Annotated in this window: 10 protein-coding genes and 1 riboswitch; of the genes, 7 read left to right on the top strand and 3 right to left on the bottom strand. The window is 66.4% G+C overall.

The features are described from left to right. The first annotated feature begins 375 nt into the window (after positions 1-375). Positions 376-675, top strand: coding sequence for a hypothetical protein (locus QZH66_RS12020; RefSeq protein WP_305806181.1), 300 nt, complete (start codon positions 376-378; stop codon positions 673-675). A 131-nt stretch (positions 676-806) separates the two neighbouring features. On the opposite strand, the gene QZH66_RS12015 is transcribed toward QZH66_RS12020, so the two are convergent. Further along, entirely contained in the window at positions 807-1,883 is a 1,077-nt protein-coding gene (locus tag QZH66_RS12015; RefSeq protein WP_305806180.1) for a metal-dependent hydrolase, read from the bottom strand. A gap of 160 nt (positions 1,884-2,043) precedes the next feature. Here QZH66_RS12015 and metK point away from each other — a divergent pair, with 160 nt between their 5' ends. The 3 genes from metK (at position 2,044) to QZH66_RS12000 (ending at position 5,630) form a co-directional block, all read left to right on the top strand. Further along, positions 2,044-3,255, top strand: coding sequence for a methionine adenosyltransferase (metK, locus tag QZH66_RS12010; protein ID WP_305806179.1), 1,212 nt, complete (start codon positions 2,044-2,046; stop codon positions 3,253-3,255). 132 nt (positions 3,256-3,387) lie between these two features. Beyond that, positions 3,388-4,944: an SDR family oxidoreductase gene (locus QZH66_RS12005; protein WP_305806197.1), complete on the top strand. Its 1,557-nt coding sequence runs from the start codon at positions 3,388-3,390 to the stop codon at positions 4,942-4,944. 146 nt (positions 4,945-5,090) lie between these two features. Then, complete coding sequence (locus tag QZH66_RS12000) at positions 5,091-5,630, top strand: acyl-CoA thioesterase (RefSeq protein WP_305806178.1); 540 nt, start codon at positions 5,091-5,093, stop codon at positions 5,628-5,630. 1,340 nt (positions 5,631-6,970) lie between these two features. Here the strand turns inward: QZH66_RS12000 and ppc are convergent. Beyond that, positions 6,971-9,682, bottom strand: coding sequence for a phosphoenolpyruvate carboxylase (gene ppc, locus QZH66_RS11995; RefSeq protein WP_305806177.1), 2,712 nt, complete (start codon positions 9,680-9,682; stop codon positions 6,971-6,973). A 177-nt stretch (positions 9,683-9,859) separates the two neighbouring features. Next, on the bottom strand, positions 9,860-12,370 hold the full coding sequence (locus tag QZH66_RS11990; protein ID WP_305806176.1) for a prolyl oligopeptidase family serine peptidase: 2,511 nt from the start codon (positions 12,368-12,370) through the stop codon (positions 9,860-9,862). A 134-nt stretch (positions 12,371-12,504) separates the two neighbouring features. Continuing rightward, positions 12,505-12,606, top strand: a riboswitch (S-adenosyl-L-homocysteine riboswitch). 31 nt (positions 12,607-12,637) lie between these two features. Between QZH66_RS11990 and ahcY the strand changes: the two genes are divergently transcribed. The 3 genes from ahcY (at position 12,638) to QZH66_RS11975 (ending at position 15,326) form a co-directional block, all read left to right on the top strand. After that, the gene (gene ahcY / locus QZH66_RS11985) at positions 12,638-14,083 is read left to right on the top strand and encodes an adenosylhomocysteinase (protein WP_305806175.1); all 1,446 of its coding nucleotides are present in this window, start codon (positions 12,638-12,640) and stop codon (positions 14,081-14,083) included. A 732-nt stretch (positions 14,084-14,815) separates the two neighbouring features. Continuing rightward, positions 14,816-15,034 carry a hypothetical protein gene (locus QZH66_RS11980; protein ID WP_305806174.1) on the top strand — a complete coding sequence of 73 codons (219 nt, stop codon included), beginning with the start codon at positions 14,816-14,818 and terminating at the stop codon, positions 15,032-15,034. Between the two features lie 79 nt (positions 15,035-15,113). After that, entirely contained in the window at positions 15,114-15,326 is a 213-nt protein-coding gene (locus QZH66_RS11975; RefSeq protein ID WP_305806173.1) for a hypothetical protein, read from the top strand. The last annotated feature ends 49 nt before the right edge of the window (positions 15,327-15,375 follow it).

The following is a 15,375-nucleotide window of genomic DNA, read 5'->3' as shown; positions in this document are numbered from 1 at the left end:
CGCACACCCGGTCCGGCGCAAAACCATGCGTTTGCCAAGGCATCAACGACCGTGGCCGACCGCGAAAATAGCGATGCGCACCCGGAATGCGTCAGGCCGGAACCGGCGACGTGGCGGACTTTCCGCGCCTCGTTTTTTTATATTCATTCCGGCGCGTATACAGCGGCGTTTATTAATTCCTGCGACCCATTTTTTTCACTGGCCGGATATCTGTACCGGCGCACGATCCGGTCAATGGGACGTCGACAGCAAAGGCGATTCAGGCAGTTCCGCAAAATCGTCCCCGCCTCAGCATCGCCTGCGCTGCCACCCCGTTCGCCGCCTGTGGCGAACCGCAGCCAGAGGAGTCCTCCCGGACTCCAGCAGGAGAACGCCATGTACACACGCACCGCACTCATCACCGCCCTTCTGGCGATCACACCGGTTGCCTATGCATCGGAGTCAACGCGTTCGATCGAGCAGCTCGCGCAGGAAAGCGGACTGACGTATGACGATATCTGCATGCTGCTGGGCCCCAGCTCCACGCATCTACAATACCTGACGTCCTACGACCGGGTACAACGCAAGTTCATCGATACCGTGGGTTATGCGGAGTACGAACGGCTCATCAACCACGACTTCCCGGCCGCCCCGCTGCATCACCGGCACCTGAGAAACCAGACCGCCGCGTTGTAACCGGCCCGGTGAAGACCGGTTAGCGCAACAAGGGCAGGACGCACACCGCCTGGAGGGCTGGCCCCTTCAGGCATGGACTTGAAGCAAGGCCATCCCCACCGCACGCACGGTAGGCTCCCGTTTGGCCCTGGTCACGGCATCGGGGGCCGCTGGCCAGTGGTGGTGGCTGTGGTTTCGGCAACCGGCTCGCGCCAGATCCGTTGCCACAGCTGCGCCAGGCGCTGTTTGAGCACGCCGCGGTTGCCTGCTTGCCGGTAGGAAGGCCGCAGTTGCTGCGGAGCGATTGCCTGCCAGCCGTCTCCGTGGGCCTGCGCCACGGCAAAGCTGAAGGTGTAGTCCGGCTCCATGCCCATGCGCAGGTCGCTGAGTACCAGCTGCCCGTCCTGTACCTGCGTGCGCATGAAGCCGCGGTTGAACCATTGCAGCCGCGCCACGGCCGGAATTTCCGCCGCTTGGCGCAGCGCCTGCACGTTGGACGGATAGCTGCTGAACGTCATCGGCCCACGATCGGCGATCAGCGAGCGCTCGCCGATCACATAGCCACTGGGCGTCATCGCCACCACCTGCCACAGCAGCGTGTTGAACGGCATCGCCACCGAGAACCGCGGCGCATCGCCCAGCCCCATCGCCGCCAGCGCGCGACCGGCTTCGTGGTCGACCCTGCTTTTGGCCAGCAGCGACCAGCCCAGATAACCGCTGCTGAGCACCAGCCCGGCGACCAGTGCGTGGCGTGCCAATGGCCGTGACCGCGCGAACCAGGCCACCCCACAGCCCAGCAGCAGCCAGACCGTGTACAGCGGATCGATGATGAACACGCTGGACCACATCACCGGATGCGGCCTCAGCGGCCACCACAGCTGGGTGCCGTAGACGGTGAAGGCGTCCAGCAGCGGATGGGTGACCAGCGCCAGCTCGATCGCCCAGAACCAGCGCTGCGGCGCCGCCGCGACCCGGCCGTGGCCGAAGCGACGGAACAGCCACCAGATCAGCGCGCCCAGCAACGGCAGCACCAGCAGCGAATGACTGGCGCTGCGATGCAGCGTCATCAAGGTGACCGGGTTGTCGCTGAATGCAGCGATCAGCACCCCGTCCAGGTCCGGCAAGGTGCCCAGCGCGGCACCGGCCAGCAAGGCGGCACGGCGGTGGATGGCGGGAACGACAGCGGCGGCAATGGCGCCACCCAACACAATCTGACTGAGGGAATCCATGCCGGGATCGTACCAGCCAGCCGTGGCGCGGTGGCCCCGCAGCCCCGTGGCGCTGGCGGCTTAACCCGCGGCAACCGCTTGACGGGCACAATGCATCACGCAGCGGTGGCGTGTATCATCCGCACCCATCTTTCCATCCGAATCAAGGGATATTCACACGATGTCCAGCTACCTCTTCACCTCCGAGTCGGTCTCCGAAGGCCATCCCGACAAGGTTGCCGACCAGATTTCCGATGCGGTACTGGACGCGATCCTGACCCAGGACAAGCGCGCCCGCGTCGCCTGCGAAACCATGGTCAAGACCGGCGTTGCCATCGTTGCCGGCGAAATCACCACCAGCGCGTGGATCGACCTGGAAGCGCTGACCCGCAAGGTGATCGTGGATATCGGCTATGACAGCTCCGAGGTCGGTTTCGACGGCGCCACCTGCGGCGTGCTGAACCTGATCGGCAAGCAGAGCCCGCACATCGCCCAGGGCGTGGACCGCAAGAAGCCCGAGGAAATGGGTGCTGGCGACCAGGGCCTGATGTTCGGCTATGCCACCAACGAGACCGACAGCTACATGCCGGCCGCGATCCACCTGTCGCACCGCCTGGTCGAGCAGCAGGCCAAGATCCGCAAGAAGAAGAACTCGCCGCTGTCCTGGCTGCGTCCGGACGCCAAGAGCCAGGTCACCCTGCGCTATGAAAACGGCGTGGCCGTGGGCATCGACGCGGTAGTGCTGTCCACCCAGCACGCTCCGGGCATCAAGCAGAAGGACCTGATCGAAGCCGTGCGCGAAGAGATCATCCGTCCGGTGCTGCCGGCCAAGTGGCTGCACAAGGGCACCAAGTTCCACATCAACCCGACCGGCAAGTTCGAGATCGGCGGCCCGGTGGGCGACTGCGGCCTGACCGGCCGCAAGATCATCGTCGACACCTACGGCGGCTGGGCCCGTCACGGTGGCGGGGCGTTCTCGGGCAAGGATCCGTCCAAGGTCGACCGTTCGGCCGCCTACGCGGCGCGCTATGTCGCCAAGAACGTGGTCGCGGCCGGCCTGGCCGACCGTTGCGAAGTGCAGGTCTCCTACGCCATCGGCGTGGCCGAGCCGACCTCGATCTCGGTCACCACCTTCGGCACCGGCAAGATCAGTGACGACAAGATCGAGAAGCTGATCCGCAAGCACTTCGACCTGCGTCCGTACGGCATCATCAAGATGCTGGACCTGATCCACCCGATGTACCAGCAGACCGCGGCCTACGGCCACTTCGGCCGCAAGCCGAAGGAATTCAGCTACACCGATGAAGCCGGCCAGAAGCACACCGCGACCGCCTTCTCCTGGGAGAAGACCGACCGCGCCGAGGCGCTGCGCAAGGATGCCCGGCTCAAGTAAGCCGCCGGCAGCAGCACGCCAGTGACAAGACGGGCCGCGCAAGCGGCCCGTCTTTTTGGCCGCATGCCGGCCTGACGTACAGGATCCATCGCCGTGACCCCTTGCAACGACATCGAAGACTCTTCCGCCACGCTGGCGCCCGCAGCGTCCAGTGCCGCGCCCGCCGAGGCGCTGCTGGCCGTGCTCGAAGCGGTGGCCAGCGATCGCACCGTGCTTGACCACTGGCCCGCCGGACAGCGCGAGCGCCTGCACAAGGCGATCGCCCACATCTATCACCCCGAGCCGAAGCTGCGCCGCAAGAAGTCCAAGCAGGTGCAGCGCGAACGGCATGCCGAGAAACTGCGCCGCGCCGACGCGTTGCTGGAGCAGACCGGCATCCGCACCCTGCGCCGGGCGCCGGTGTTCAGCACCCCGAATTATTTCCCGCCGGCGGCCCCCGGGCCGGACCGGCTGGAGCTCGACCAGCCGCACGCGGACATCCCCGCGCCGCCGGAATCGCCGGAGCTGCTGCACTGCTATGTGTGCAAGCAGAAGTACACCCTGCTGCACCATTTCTACGACCAGATGTGCCCGGCCTGCGCCGACTTCAATTTCGCCAAACGCACCGAGCTGGCCGACCTGCGCGGGCGCGTGGCGCTGCTCACCGGCGGCCGCGTCAAGATCGGTTACCAGGCCGGCTTGAAACTGCTGCGCGCCGGCGCGCACCTGATTGTCACCACCCGCTTCCCGCGGTATTCGGCCGCGCGCTATGCGCAGGAGCCGGACTTCGCCGACTGGGCCGACCGGCTGGAAGTGTTCGGCCTGGACCTGCGCCACACCCCCAGCGTGGAAGCGTTCTGCGCAGAGCTGGCCAGCAAGTACGCGCGGCTGGATTTCATCATCAACAACGCCTGCCAGACCGTGCGCCGCCCGCCGGAGTTCTACGCGCATATGATGGAAGCCGAGACCGCCTCGATGGCGCAGACGCCCGCCCACGTGCGCAAGCTGCTGGGCCAGTTCGAAGGCCTGCGCAGCCACGACCTGCTGCCCGAGGCCAGTGCGCTGAGCGCGGCGGCAATGCACAGCCTGTCCGACACGCCCGGGCTGACCCACGCGCCGGCGCTGTCACAGGTGCCGTTGCTGGCCGAGGAACTGCTGGGGCAGAAGCACCTGTTTCCCGAAGGCCGGCTGGACAAGGACCTGCAGCAGGTCGATCTGCGCGGACGCAATTCCTGGCGCCTGCAGATGCACGAGGTGCCGGCGGTGGAACTGCTGGAAACCCAGCTGGTCAACGCGGTGGCACCGTTCATCCTCAACGCGCGACTGAAGCCGCTGATGCTGCGCACCCCCAACCGCGACAAGCACATCGTCAACGTCTCGGCGATGGAGGGGCAGTTCTACCGCAACTTCAAGACCACCCGGCACCCGCACACCAACATGGCCAAGGCCGCGCTGAACATGATGACGCGCACCGCCGCGGCCGATTACCACGGCGACGGCATCCACATGAACAGCGTCGATACCGGCTGGGTGACCGACGAGGATCCGTTGGAGCTGGCGGTGCGCAAGACCGCGCAGGAACGCTTCCATCCGCCGCTGGATATCGTCGATGGCGCCGCGCGCATCGTCGACCCGATCATCCACGGCCTGAACACCGGCGAGCACGTGTGGGGCCAGTTCCTCAAGGACTACCAGCCTACCGACTGGTAAGCCGGCACACCGCGGCGGCGAGCGTCCCGCGGACCGGGGGGTTGCGCCCCGGCCGCCTTCCGCGCGCATTGCCCATGGCTGATCCGCGGCTACCGGCTCCGGCTGTGCTCAGGTAGCCTGCGCACTCTGCCGATGCGGGTATCGCGATGTCCGAGCTCCACTCCCAGCAGTTGTCCATGACCGTCCTGATGACGCCGGACATGGCCAATTTTTCCGGCAAGGTGCATGGCGGCGCGGTGTTGCGCCTGCTCGACCAGGTGGCCTACGCCTGCGCCAGCCGCTATGCCGGCCACTACGTGGTGACCCTGTCGGTGGACCAGGTGATGTTCCGCCAGCCGATCGCCGTCGGCGAACTGGTCACGTTCCTGGCGTCGGTCAACTACACCGGCACCTCGTCGATGGAAATCGGCATCAAGGTGGTAGCCGAGGACATCCTCAGGCAGAGCGTGCGCCACGCCAACAGCTGCTTCTTCACCATGGTCGCGGTGGATGACGCGGGCAGACCCACCGCCGTGCCGCCGCTGCAGCCGCAGACCGCCGATGGCAGGCGCCGCTTTGCCGCCGCACAGATCCGCCGCCAGCTGCGCGAGGAAATGGAACAGCGCCACCGCGCCCTGCTGGCCTCCAGCGCGCAGACCGGAGCGGAAAACCGCACGCCCGAAGACGAAGGCACCGCGGCGCGGTAAGCGGATAACCCCGGGCCAGTGCCGGCGCGCGAAACCCGTAGGGCCGGGCAACGCCCGGCAGCGCTTTATCCGGGAAGTCCACAGCGGGGCGTTGCCCCGTTCTACCGGGCGGAGGGGCGTGGTCCGGGCGAAACGCAGCGGACCCGGCCCCGAAGCCAGAAACCGTAGTGCCGGGCCACGCCCGGCAGCGCTTTATCCGGGAAGTCCACAGCGGGGCGTTGCCCCGTTCTACCGGGCGGATTTGCGTGGTACGGGCGAAACGCAGCGGAACCGGCCCCGAAGCCAGAAACCGTAGTGCCGGGCAACGCCCGGCAGCGCTTTATCCGGGAAGTCCACAGCGGGGCGTTGCCCCGCTCTACAGGACGGGCGGGTTTACGCGGGGCGGGCGAACCACAGCGGACGGCCCCGACGCCACGAACCCGTCGGGCCGGGCAACGCCCGGCAACGCTTTATCCGGGAAGTCCACCGCGGGGCGTTGCCCCGTTCTACCGGGCGGAGGGGCGTGGTCCGGGCGAAACGCAGCGGAACCGGCCCCGACGCCAGAAACCGTAGTGCCGGGCAACGCCCGGCCGCGCTTTATCCGGGAAGTCCACAGCGGGGCGTTGCCCCGCTCTACATGACGGGCGGGTTTACGCGGGGCGGGCGAACCACAGCGGTCGGCCCCGAAGCCACGAACCCGTAGGGCCGGGCAACGCCCGGCAACGCTTTATCCGGGAAGTCCACAGCGGGGCGTTGCCCCGCTCTACATGACGGGCGGGTTTACGCGGGGCGGGCGAACCACAGCGGTCGGCCCCGAAGCCACGAACCCGTAGGGCCGGGCAACGCCCGGCAACGCTGTATCCGGGAAGTCCACAGCGGGGCGTTGCCCAGTACTACCGGGCGGATTTGCGTGGTTCGGGCCAAACGCAGCGGAACCGGCCCCCACGCCAGAAACCGTAGTGCCGGGCAACGCCCGGCCGCGCTTTATCCGGGAAGTCCACAGCGGGGCGTTGCCCCGCTCTACAGGGCGGGCGGGTCGGGCAACGCCCGGCAACGATTCACCCCGGAAATCCCCAGCGGGGCGTTGCCCCGCTCTACCGGGCGGGCGGGTTTACGCGGGGCGGACGAACCACAGCGGCCGGCCCCGAAGCCACAAACCCGTAGTGCCGGGCAACGCCCGGCAACGATTCACCCCGGAAATCCACAGCGGGGCGTTGCCCCGCTCTACATGGCGGGCGGGTTTGCGCGGGGCGGGCGAACCACAGCGGCCGGCCCCGATGCCACAAACTTGTAGTGCCGGGCAACGCCCGGCAACGATTCACCCCGGAAATCCACAGCGGGGCGTTGCCCCGCTCTACCGCTCAGCCGGTGTTCTGCACGCCCTGCGATACGCCATTGACGCAGGCCACCAGCGCGCGCAGCAGGCCTTCGTCCCTGCGGCCGCTGTCGCGCCAGCGCTTGAGCAGGTCCACCTGCAGCACGCTGATCGGGTCGATGTAGGGATTGCGCAGTCGGATCGACAGCGCCAGCCGCGGGTCGTGTTCCAGCAGCTCCTGCTGCCCGCTCAGCTGCTTGACCCAGTGCGCGGTCAACGCCAGCTCGTCGCGGATCAGCGGGAAGAATTCGCCATGCAGCGCGCCGGCCTGGCGCGAGAACAGTTCGGCGATGTTGATGTCGCCCTTGCTCAGCACCATCGCCGTGTCGTCAAGGAAGGTGGCGAAGAACGGCCAGTTGTGGGCCATCTCGCGCAACGTCTCGCCATGGCCGGCGGCGGCAGCCGCCTGCAGGCCGCTGCCCACCCCGAACCAGCCGGGAATCACCGCGCGCGCCTGGCTCCAGGCGAAAACCCACGGAATCGCACGCAGGTTGGACAGCGCCGCATCCTGCCCGAGCCGGCGCGAGGGCCGGGAGCCCAGCGTCATCCGTTCGATCACGTCGATCGGCGTGGCCTGGCGGAAATAGTCCATGAACCCGGCACGGCCGACGAACGCGCGATAGGCCTGCGCGCTTTGCGCGGCCACCTGCTCCATCACCGGAATCCACTGCCGTTCGCGCGGCTCCGGCGCACGCGGGCGCAGGCTTGAGCGCAATACCGCGCCGGCCGCCTGCTCCAGCGAACGCAGCGCCAGCGCGCGGATACCGTATCTGCGATGGATCACCTCGCCCTGTTCGGTCACGCGCAGACGGCCATCGATGGTGCCGCGCGGCGAGGCATTCACCGCATGTGTGGTCTTGCCGCCCCCCCGGCTGATCGAGCCGCCGCGGCCGTGGAAATAGCTCAGGCGCACGCCATACCCGGCGGCCGCTTCCAGCAGCTCCACCTGCGCTTTTTGCAGGCCCCAGCGCGAAGCGGCGATACCGCCATCCTTGCTGCTGTCCGAATAGCCCAGCATCACCATCTGCACATCGCCGCGCGCGGCCAGGTGCGCGCGATACACCGGATCGCCCAGCAGGTCATGCAGGGTGGCGGTGCCGTGCTGCAGGTCGTCCACGGTTTCGAACAGCGGCGCGATATCCAGCGGCACCGCATTGTCGGCATCCACCAGCCCGCCGCGGCGGGCCAGCGCCAGCACCGCGAGCACGTCGGCGCGGTCGTGGGCCATGGAGATGATGTAACTGCCCAGCGCCTCGGCGCCGTGGCGGCGGCGGGCGTCGGCCAGTGCCGCGAACACCTTGTCCAGTCGCTCGCCGATTTCGTCACTGCTGGGCGGCAAGCTCTGCCCGCCACTGGCATAGGCTCCGAGCAGCTGCGCGCGGGCGGCGTCATCGCGTGCATCCCAGGCGTCCTGGCCGCCCAGTCCTGCGGCCAGCGCGCGTGCGTGCACGCTGGATTCCTGGCGCACATCCAGCCGCGCCAGATGGAAGCCGAAGGTGCGCACCCGCCACAGCAGCCGGCGCACCGCAAACCACCCCGCATTCCGGCCTTTGTTCGCTTCCAGGCTGTGCAGGATCAGCTCGATGTCGGCGACAAACTCCTCCGGCGCGCCATAGCCGCCGGCGGCGTCGTCGGCAGTGGCCTGCAGCCGCGCGCGCATCAGATCGTTGAGCAGCCGGTAGGGCATGTTGGCGTGGCGCGGGCGCGACTGCACCTGTGGCAACAGCTGCCGATACTGCCGCACCCGCTCGATCACGGCGGCACTGATGCCCACTATTTCGGTGGACTGGCTCAGCAGGCTGGCCAGTTGCTGCATCTCCTTCAGATACAGCTCCAATATCGCTTGCCGCTGCGCGTTCAACGTCGCGGTGACGGTGCCGGCATCCACATTCGGATTGCCGTCCATGTCGCCGCCCACCCAGGTGCCGAACCGCACCAGTCGCGGCAGCGGCAAGGTACGTCCCCAGGTGTCCAGCAGCGCCTGCTCCAGCGACTCGTAGAACACCGGCATCACCCGGTACAGCACGCAGGTCAGATAGAAGCCGACGTGCTCGCGCTCGTCCTCCACGGTCGGCCGGACCGGCGAGGAGTCGGCGGTCTGCCACGAGGCGGTCAATGCCATGCGGAAACGCGCGGTATCGGCCGCCTGTTCGCCGGGGGTGCGCTGGCCGTCGAGGTTGTCGACCAGGCTGGCGATCATGATCTGTTCTTTTTCCAGCAGCGCACGCCGCACCGCTTCGGTCGGATGCGCGGTGAAGACCGGCTCGATGTCGATCCGCGGCAGCCACTGCGCCAGCTCTTCCAGGGTCACCCCCTGCGCCTTGAGCTGCAGCAGCGCGTCGTGCAGGCCGTCGGGTTGCGGGCGCTGGGTGCCGGCGCGCTGGTAGTCGCGGCGGCGGCGGATGCGGTGCACACGCTCGGCGATGTTCACCACCTGGAAGTAGGTGCTGAATGCCCGCACCAGCGCTTCGGCATCATGCGGCTCACGCGCGGCCAGCTGTTCGTCGAGCGAGGCCAGCGGCGCCTGGCTTTCGCGCCGGGCGATGGCGGTGGTGCGCACCTGCTCCACTTCGTCCAGGAACTGCGGCGAGACCTGTTCGGCCAGAACATCCCCCACCAGCGCGCCCAGCCGGCGCACATCGTCGCGCAGGGGCAGATCGGGAGTGGCGAAAACAACGCTGCTGCGGTACTCGTTCATGCAGGACACACCAGCCTTCAGAGCGGGAACCCTTTCAGCCTAACCGAAAAAACCTTGCGGCCTTGCAGTGCACCAAACCTGTCACCCGGTGCATCGGCATGTTGTCCGCCGCCTGTCCGGCGGACAGCACAACGGGGCGAATCCGCCCCGTTGTGGTCATTGCATGGCAGTGCCGGCTCAGCGCGCGGTACGCGCCTTCCTGCCCTTCTCCGCCATCGGCGGGGCCAGCCACGTATCCAGCCAGCGCTCGCTTTCAGCCAGCATGGTCATGATCGACTCGCGCGCGCGGTAGGCGTGCGATTCGTTGGGCAGCATCACCAGCCGGGCGTTGCCGCCCAGTCCCTTGACCGCGGCGAACATGCGCTCGCTCTGGATCGGGAAGGTGCCGGAGTTGTTGTCGTCCTCGCCATGGATGAACAGGATCGGGTCCTTGATCTTGTCGGCGAAGTTGAACGGCGACATCGCCTGGTACACGTCCTGCGCCTGCCAGTAATTGCGCTCCTCGGCCTGGAAGCCGAACGGGGTCAGGGTGCGGTTGTAGGCGCCGCTGCGGGCGATACCGGCCTTGAACAGACGCGTGTGCGCGAGCAGGTTGGCGGTCATGAACGCGCCGTAGGAATGACCGCCGATGGCGATGCGGCCACGGTCGGCCACGCCCCGACGCACCACTTCGTCCACCGCCGCCTGCGCATTGGCGATCAGCTGCGGCAGGTAGGTGTCGTTGGGCTCCTTGTCGCCTTCACCGATGATCGGCATCGACGGGCTCGCCAGCACCGCGTATCCGCGGGCCAGGAACGCCTGCGGGCCCCAGTAGCTGATCGCGTTGAAGCGGTACGGCGAGTCGGTGACCTGGCTGGCCGCTTCTGCGGTCTTGAACTCGCCCGGATAGGCCCACATCAGCAGCGGCCGCGGACCATCCCGCTTGGGGTTGTAGCCCGGCGGCAACAGCAGCGTGCCGGTCAGGTCCACGCCATCGTTGCGCTTGTAGCGGATCTGCTCCTTGTGCACGCCGCGCAGCTGCGGCAACGGATGCGCGAAGTGGGTCAGCGGCTTGGCCGCGGCCGCGCTTGCGCCCAGTGCCTGCACGTAGAGGTTGGCCGGCTCGTCGGGCGACTCGCGCGTCAGCAGCAGCTGCGCGCCTTCGTTGTCCAGCAGCGCCTGTGGCAGTTCGTAATACGGGGCCTGCGAATGGAACAGGCGCGTGGTCTGTTTGCTGACCAGATCCAAGCGGTCGACAAACGGCCGGTCGCCCTGCGGCGAAGCACCATCGCCGTACAGGAAGATGCTGCGGCCATCAGCCGTGAGCTGCAGCCGCGGCTGGCCGTTGACGTCCATCACCAGCGCCGGCCTACCCGGATCGTTGTAGCGGTCCTGCGAGGAACGTGCCGACAGCAGCTCCGGTGCGGTACCGGCATGGTCCGGAGCGATGCGCCACTGCTTCACTTCGCGGGTCTTCCACCACGACTCGTTGAGCAGCGCCAGATCGCCCCGTCCCCACTGGATGCCGGCATAGCGGCTGCCCAGCTGCGCCAGTGTCACCGGCGGCTGTTCGAACGGCGCGGCCTGCATCAGCACCGCATCGCGGATGGCTACCTCACGCGACGGATCGCCACCGTCCTGGGCTTCGGCCCATACCAGCGTGGCCGGCGCATCGGCACGCCAGCTGATCCGGCGCACGCCGGTCGCCACGGCGTCATTGCCGGTCGGCAGGCCTTCCACCAGCGGCAGCTTCGCCACTGCGTGCACCTGCTTGCCCTGCGCGTCGAGCACGTCGATGCGGCGCGGGAACGCACTGGCCGGCACCAGGTAGGAGAACGGGCGTTCGATCCGCTGGCTCAGCAGGTACTGGCCATCGGGCGAAGACGACAGCCCCAGATACAGCCCCACCGCCGCCACCGGCCGCGCCTCGCCATTGATCGACAGCCGCACCGGCTGGGCGCGCGCGTAGTACTCGAACTGGCGCGCATCGGCCTCGTTCTTCAGCAGGTCCTGATAGGTGCGGATCGCCCGCACCCCAGCACCGGCTTCGGTCCGCTGGATTGCCGGCCCGGTCGGAATGCCAGCGGCCGGCGGCGCGGCGCCCTGCCCGGCCGGCTGCTGCATCACCAGCAGCGCGCGGCTGTCGGGCAGCCACGCATAGCCGTTGCCGAACACCGTGTTGAGCTTTTCCGCCACGCGCCGGGCATGGCCGGAGGCAATATCCACCAGCCACAGCTCATTGGCGCCGCTGGCGGCATCGACCTGGTTGAACGCCAGATAGCGCTGGTCCGGCGACCACGCCAGCGAGGCGACCTTCAACGGCTGCGGCAAACCGCTGATCTGGCGCTGGCGGCCATCGGCCACGTTCATCAGCCACAATTTGTTGCCGAAGCTGAAACGGCTGTCTGAAAACGTGCGCGGGCTGATCCGCAGCCCCGCCAGTTTCAGCTCCGGCTGCGCCACCACGTCGATGCCCGGCAGCGACGGACTCTGCAGCATCGCCACCAGGTCGCGGCGCGGCGACAGATACGGCGTGGGCGCCTTGGGCGCATCCACCACCGCCTGCAACGCCGCCGAAGGCAGCTCGTAGCCGCCCGGCGCGGCCGGCGCCTGCTGCGCCCAGCCCGACACCGGCACCAGCAACAGCCCCGCGCACAGCACCACCACCTGCCGCCATTGCCTGGCGCCCCCACGTCTCATTGCAGTCATTACGCCTTCCAGTTGCGGTTAATCAGCCCGGGACCATAGCAGTCCCCAGCGCCCCTGCCCTCTGCCGTTGGTTGGGTGCGACGGGAGGACGCAGTTCATCGGCGGAGCGGTTGCAGCGATATAATCGCGGTCCCTCTGCCGAGGGGCGCTGCGACCATGGATGCGAAGCCGGCCCACTGCCGCTTCGCCATGGCCAGGCTCGGCAAGGGTCCACGCAACAACGGCGCCCGGCGAACGCGAGTTTTCTCGCAAAAACCGGAGTTGTGTATGACCGCTGTTGCCAAGACCTTCTCGCAGGAAGGCGATTACAAGATTGCCGATATCTCGCTGGCCGACTGGGGCCGCAAGGAACTGGACATCGCCGAGCACGAGATGCCGGGCCTGGTGTCGATCGGCCGCAAGTACGCCGCGCAGGCACCGCTCAAGGGCGTGCGTGTCACCGGCTCGCTGCACATGACGATCCAGACCGCGGTGCTGATCGAGACGCTGAAGAACATCGGCGCCGACGTGCGCTGGGCTTCGTGCAACATCTTCTCCACCCAGGACCACGCCGCCGCGGCGATCGCCGCCACCGGCACCCCCGTGTTCGCCTGGAAGGGCGAGACGCTGGAAGAGTATTGGGATTGCACCCTGGAAGCGCTGAGCTTCCCCGACGGCAAGGGCGGCTTCCTCGGCCCGCAGCTGGTGGTCGATGACGGCGGCGACGTGACCCTGCTGATCCACAAGGGCTACGAGCTGGAGAACGGTTCGGACTGGGTCAACACCGCCTCCGGCAACCACGAAGAACAGGTCATCAAGGACCTGCTCAAGCGCGTGGCCGTGGAGCGCCCGGGTTACTGGCACACCGTGGTCAAGGACTGGAAGGGCGTCTCCGAAGAGACCACCACCGGCGTGCACCGCCTGTACCAGCTGGCCGAAGCAGGCACCCTGCTGGTCCCGGCGATCAACGTCAACGACTCGGTCACCAAATCCAAGTTCGACAACCTCTACGGCTGCCGCGAATCGCTGGCCGATGGCCTCAAGCGCGCGATGGACGTGATGCTGGCCGGCAAGGTCGCCGTGGTGTGCGGCTACGGTGACGTCGGCAAGGGCTCGGCGGCCTCGCTGCGCAACTACGGCGCGCGTGTCATCGTCACCGAGATCGATCCGATCTGCGCGCTGCAGGCGGCGATGGAGGGCTATGAAGTCAACACCATCGAATCCACCCTGGGCCGTGCCGACATCTACGTCACCACCACCGGCAACAAGGACATCATCACCGCCGCGCACATGCAGGCGATGAAGGACCAGGCCATCGTCTGCAACATCGGCCACTTCGACAACGAGATCCAGGTCGATGCGCTCAAGGCCCTGCCGGGTCTGGTGCACACCAACATCAAGCCGCAGGTGGACAAGTACACCTTCGCCAACGGCAACAGCATCTTCCTGCTGGCCGAAGGCCGTCTGGTCAACCTGGGCTGCGCCACCGGCCACCCGAGCTTTGTGATGTCCAACAGCTTCGCCAACCAGACCCTGGCGCAGATCGACCTGTGGGCCAACAAGGACAGCTACGAGAACAAGGTCTACATCCTGCCCAAGCACCTGGACGAGGAAGTGGCGCGCCTGCACCTGGAAAAGATCGGCGTGAAGCTGACCACGCTGACCAGCGAACAGGCCGACTACCTCGGCGTGCCGGTGGAAGGCCCGTACAAGCCGGAGCATTACCGCTACTGATCGGCGTGCCGGTTACTGCGTGACATACCGAAAGGGCGCCGAAATGGCGCCCTTTTTACTTGTTGTACCGCCGCCCCGCCGCCCTCCGCGCCTACCGGGCTGCCCCCCCCCCCGAAACTTTGTTACACCCCTCAGGACCGGCGTGTAACCAATACGCCGGACAGGATGCGGCATAACCACATCAGATGCCCGGCCGAAGCCAGATGGCAACACATTGCTTTTTATGGAAAACCTGCCCTTCCAATCCATCGACCAAGGCGGGATACTCCGCCTATCACCGCAATTAGGCGGTCCAATAAGTGTTAGGCGGGGGACTTATGAGCGCGACAAGTAAATTTCTACTAACGACCTACGCTGCGCTCAGCCTGGCAGCGCTCTCAGGTTGCGCTACAACGCCATCATCAAATGCAGCCAAGGTTCTCGATGCAGACGAAGGCCGCGTAGCATCGTGTCGCTTCCTCGGGGAGGTGCAGGGCTCGTCAGGCTGGGGCAATTTGGCTGCTTCCGTAGGAATGGAAAACGCCAAGAACGAAGCCCGTGAAAAGGCTGCTCGCCTAGGAGCTTCGCATGTGGTCTGGCGCTCAATATCTGGCGGCTACTCACCTAATGTGAGTGGTCGCGCTTATGCGTGCATAAATTTGTAGCGCATGCTCTGCCTAACCAATCATTCAAGCCGACGTTGCTATCGCAACGCGGCTTAACTCAAGCGTTAGACCTTATGGAGAGTTTCTCGTGAACGAAATAATTGAACGCTGGAAAGCGCTTGAAGACTTGGACCGTGAGCACGAACTGTTCGATGCATATACCAAGTCAAGGGAGGCATATCTTGCCGAGGTGCGAGCACGAGCCAAGTCACAGGGCTCAAGCTCTAGCCTGGAATCCCTCTACGTTGCAGAACGCCGTGCGTTTTCTGCATACCTGGAGCACCGGCTGAAAGTCAAACCGGAGTAAGGTCTAACAGTTCATTCAAGCCGACGCCGCGTCGCGGCGCGGCTTAATTCAGGCGTTAGGCCTCACAAGGAGCATCATGATGAACTCCACCAAGAGCTTTCTGATCCTAGGCTTCGTCTTCCTCATCAACGGTGTAACATTTCTTCTTGTCGGCCTGACAGCCCATTTGACAGCCTTCTGGGCACTTGGCCCCTCATTTATTGTGCTTGGTATTGTTTTCTTAGCTATTTCCAAACCTCGCAAAAATGCACAGGCCAAGTCCTTGCCGCCTTCGGGTAGCAGCGAGGCCTAACAACTCCCTAGGGAGCTTCCCGTCAACTCCGGCTGCATGACGCTCTTGC

This window comes from Stenotrophomonas sp. YIM B06876 (genome assembly GCF_030711595.1).
Taxonomy (GTDB): Bacteria; Pseudomonadota; Gammaproteobacteria; order Xanthomonadales; family Xanthomonadaceae; genus Stenotrophomonas.
Note: the sequence above shows the minus strand (reverse complement) of the source record. Positions and strands in the feature narration are given on the sequence as shown.

Coding starts and splice junctions, on each gene's coding strand:
- ppc (WP_305806177.1), bottom strand. CDS start 9,682: ATGAACGAGTACCGCAGCAGCGTTGTTTTCGCCACTCCCGATCTGCCC.
- ahcY (WP_305806175.1), top strand. CDS start 12,638: ATGACCGCTGTTGCCAAGACCTTCTCGCAGGAAGGCGATTACAAGATT.
- QZH66_RS11975 (WP_305806173.1), top strand. CDS start 15,114: ATGAACTCCACCAAGAGCTTTCTGATCCTAGGCTTCGTCTTCCTCATC.
- QZH66_RS12020 (WP_305806181.1), top strand. CDS start 376: ATGTACACACGCACCGCACTCATCACCGCCCTTCTGGCGATCACACCG.
- QZH66_RS12000 (WP_305806178.1), top strand. CDS start 5,091: ATGTCCGAGCTCCACTCCCAGCAGTTGTCCATGACCGTCCTGATGACG.
- QZH66_RS11990 (WP_305806176.1), bottom strand. CDS start 12,370: ATGACTGCAATGAGACGTGGGGGCGCCAGGCAATGGCGGCAGGTGGTG.
- metK (WP_305806179.1), top strand. CDS start 2,044: ATGTCCAGCTACCTCTTCACCTCCGAGTCGGTCTCCGAAGGCCATCCC.
- QZH66_RS12015 (WP_305806180.1), bottom strand. CDS start 1,883: ATGGATTCCCTCAGTCAGATTGTGTTGGGTGGCGCCATTGCCGCCGCT.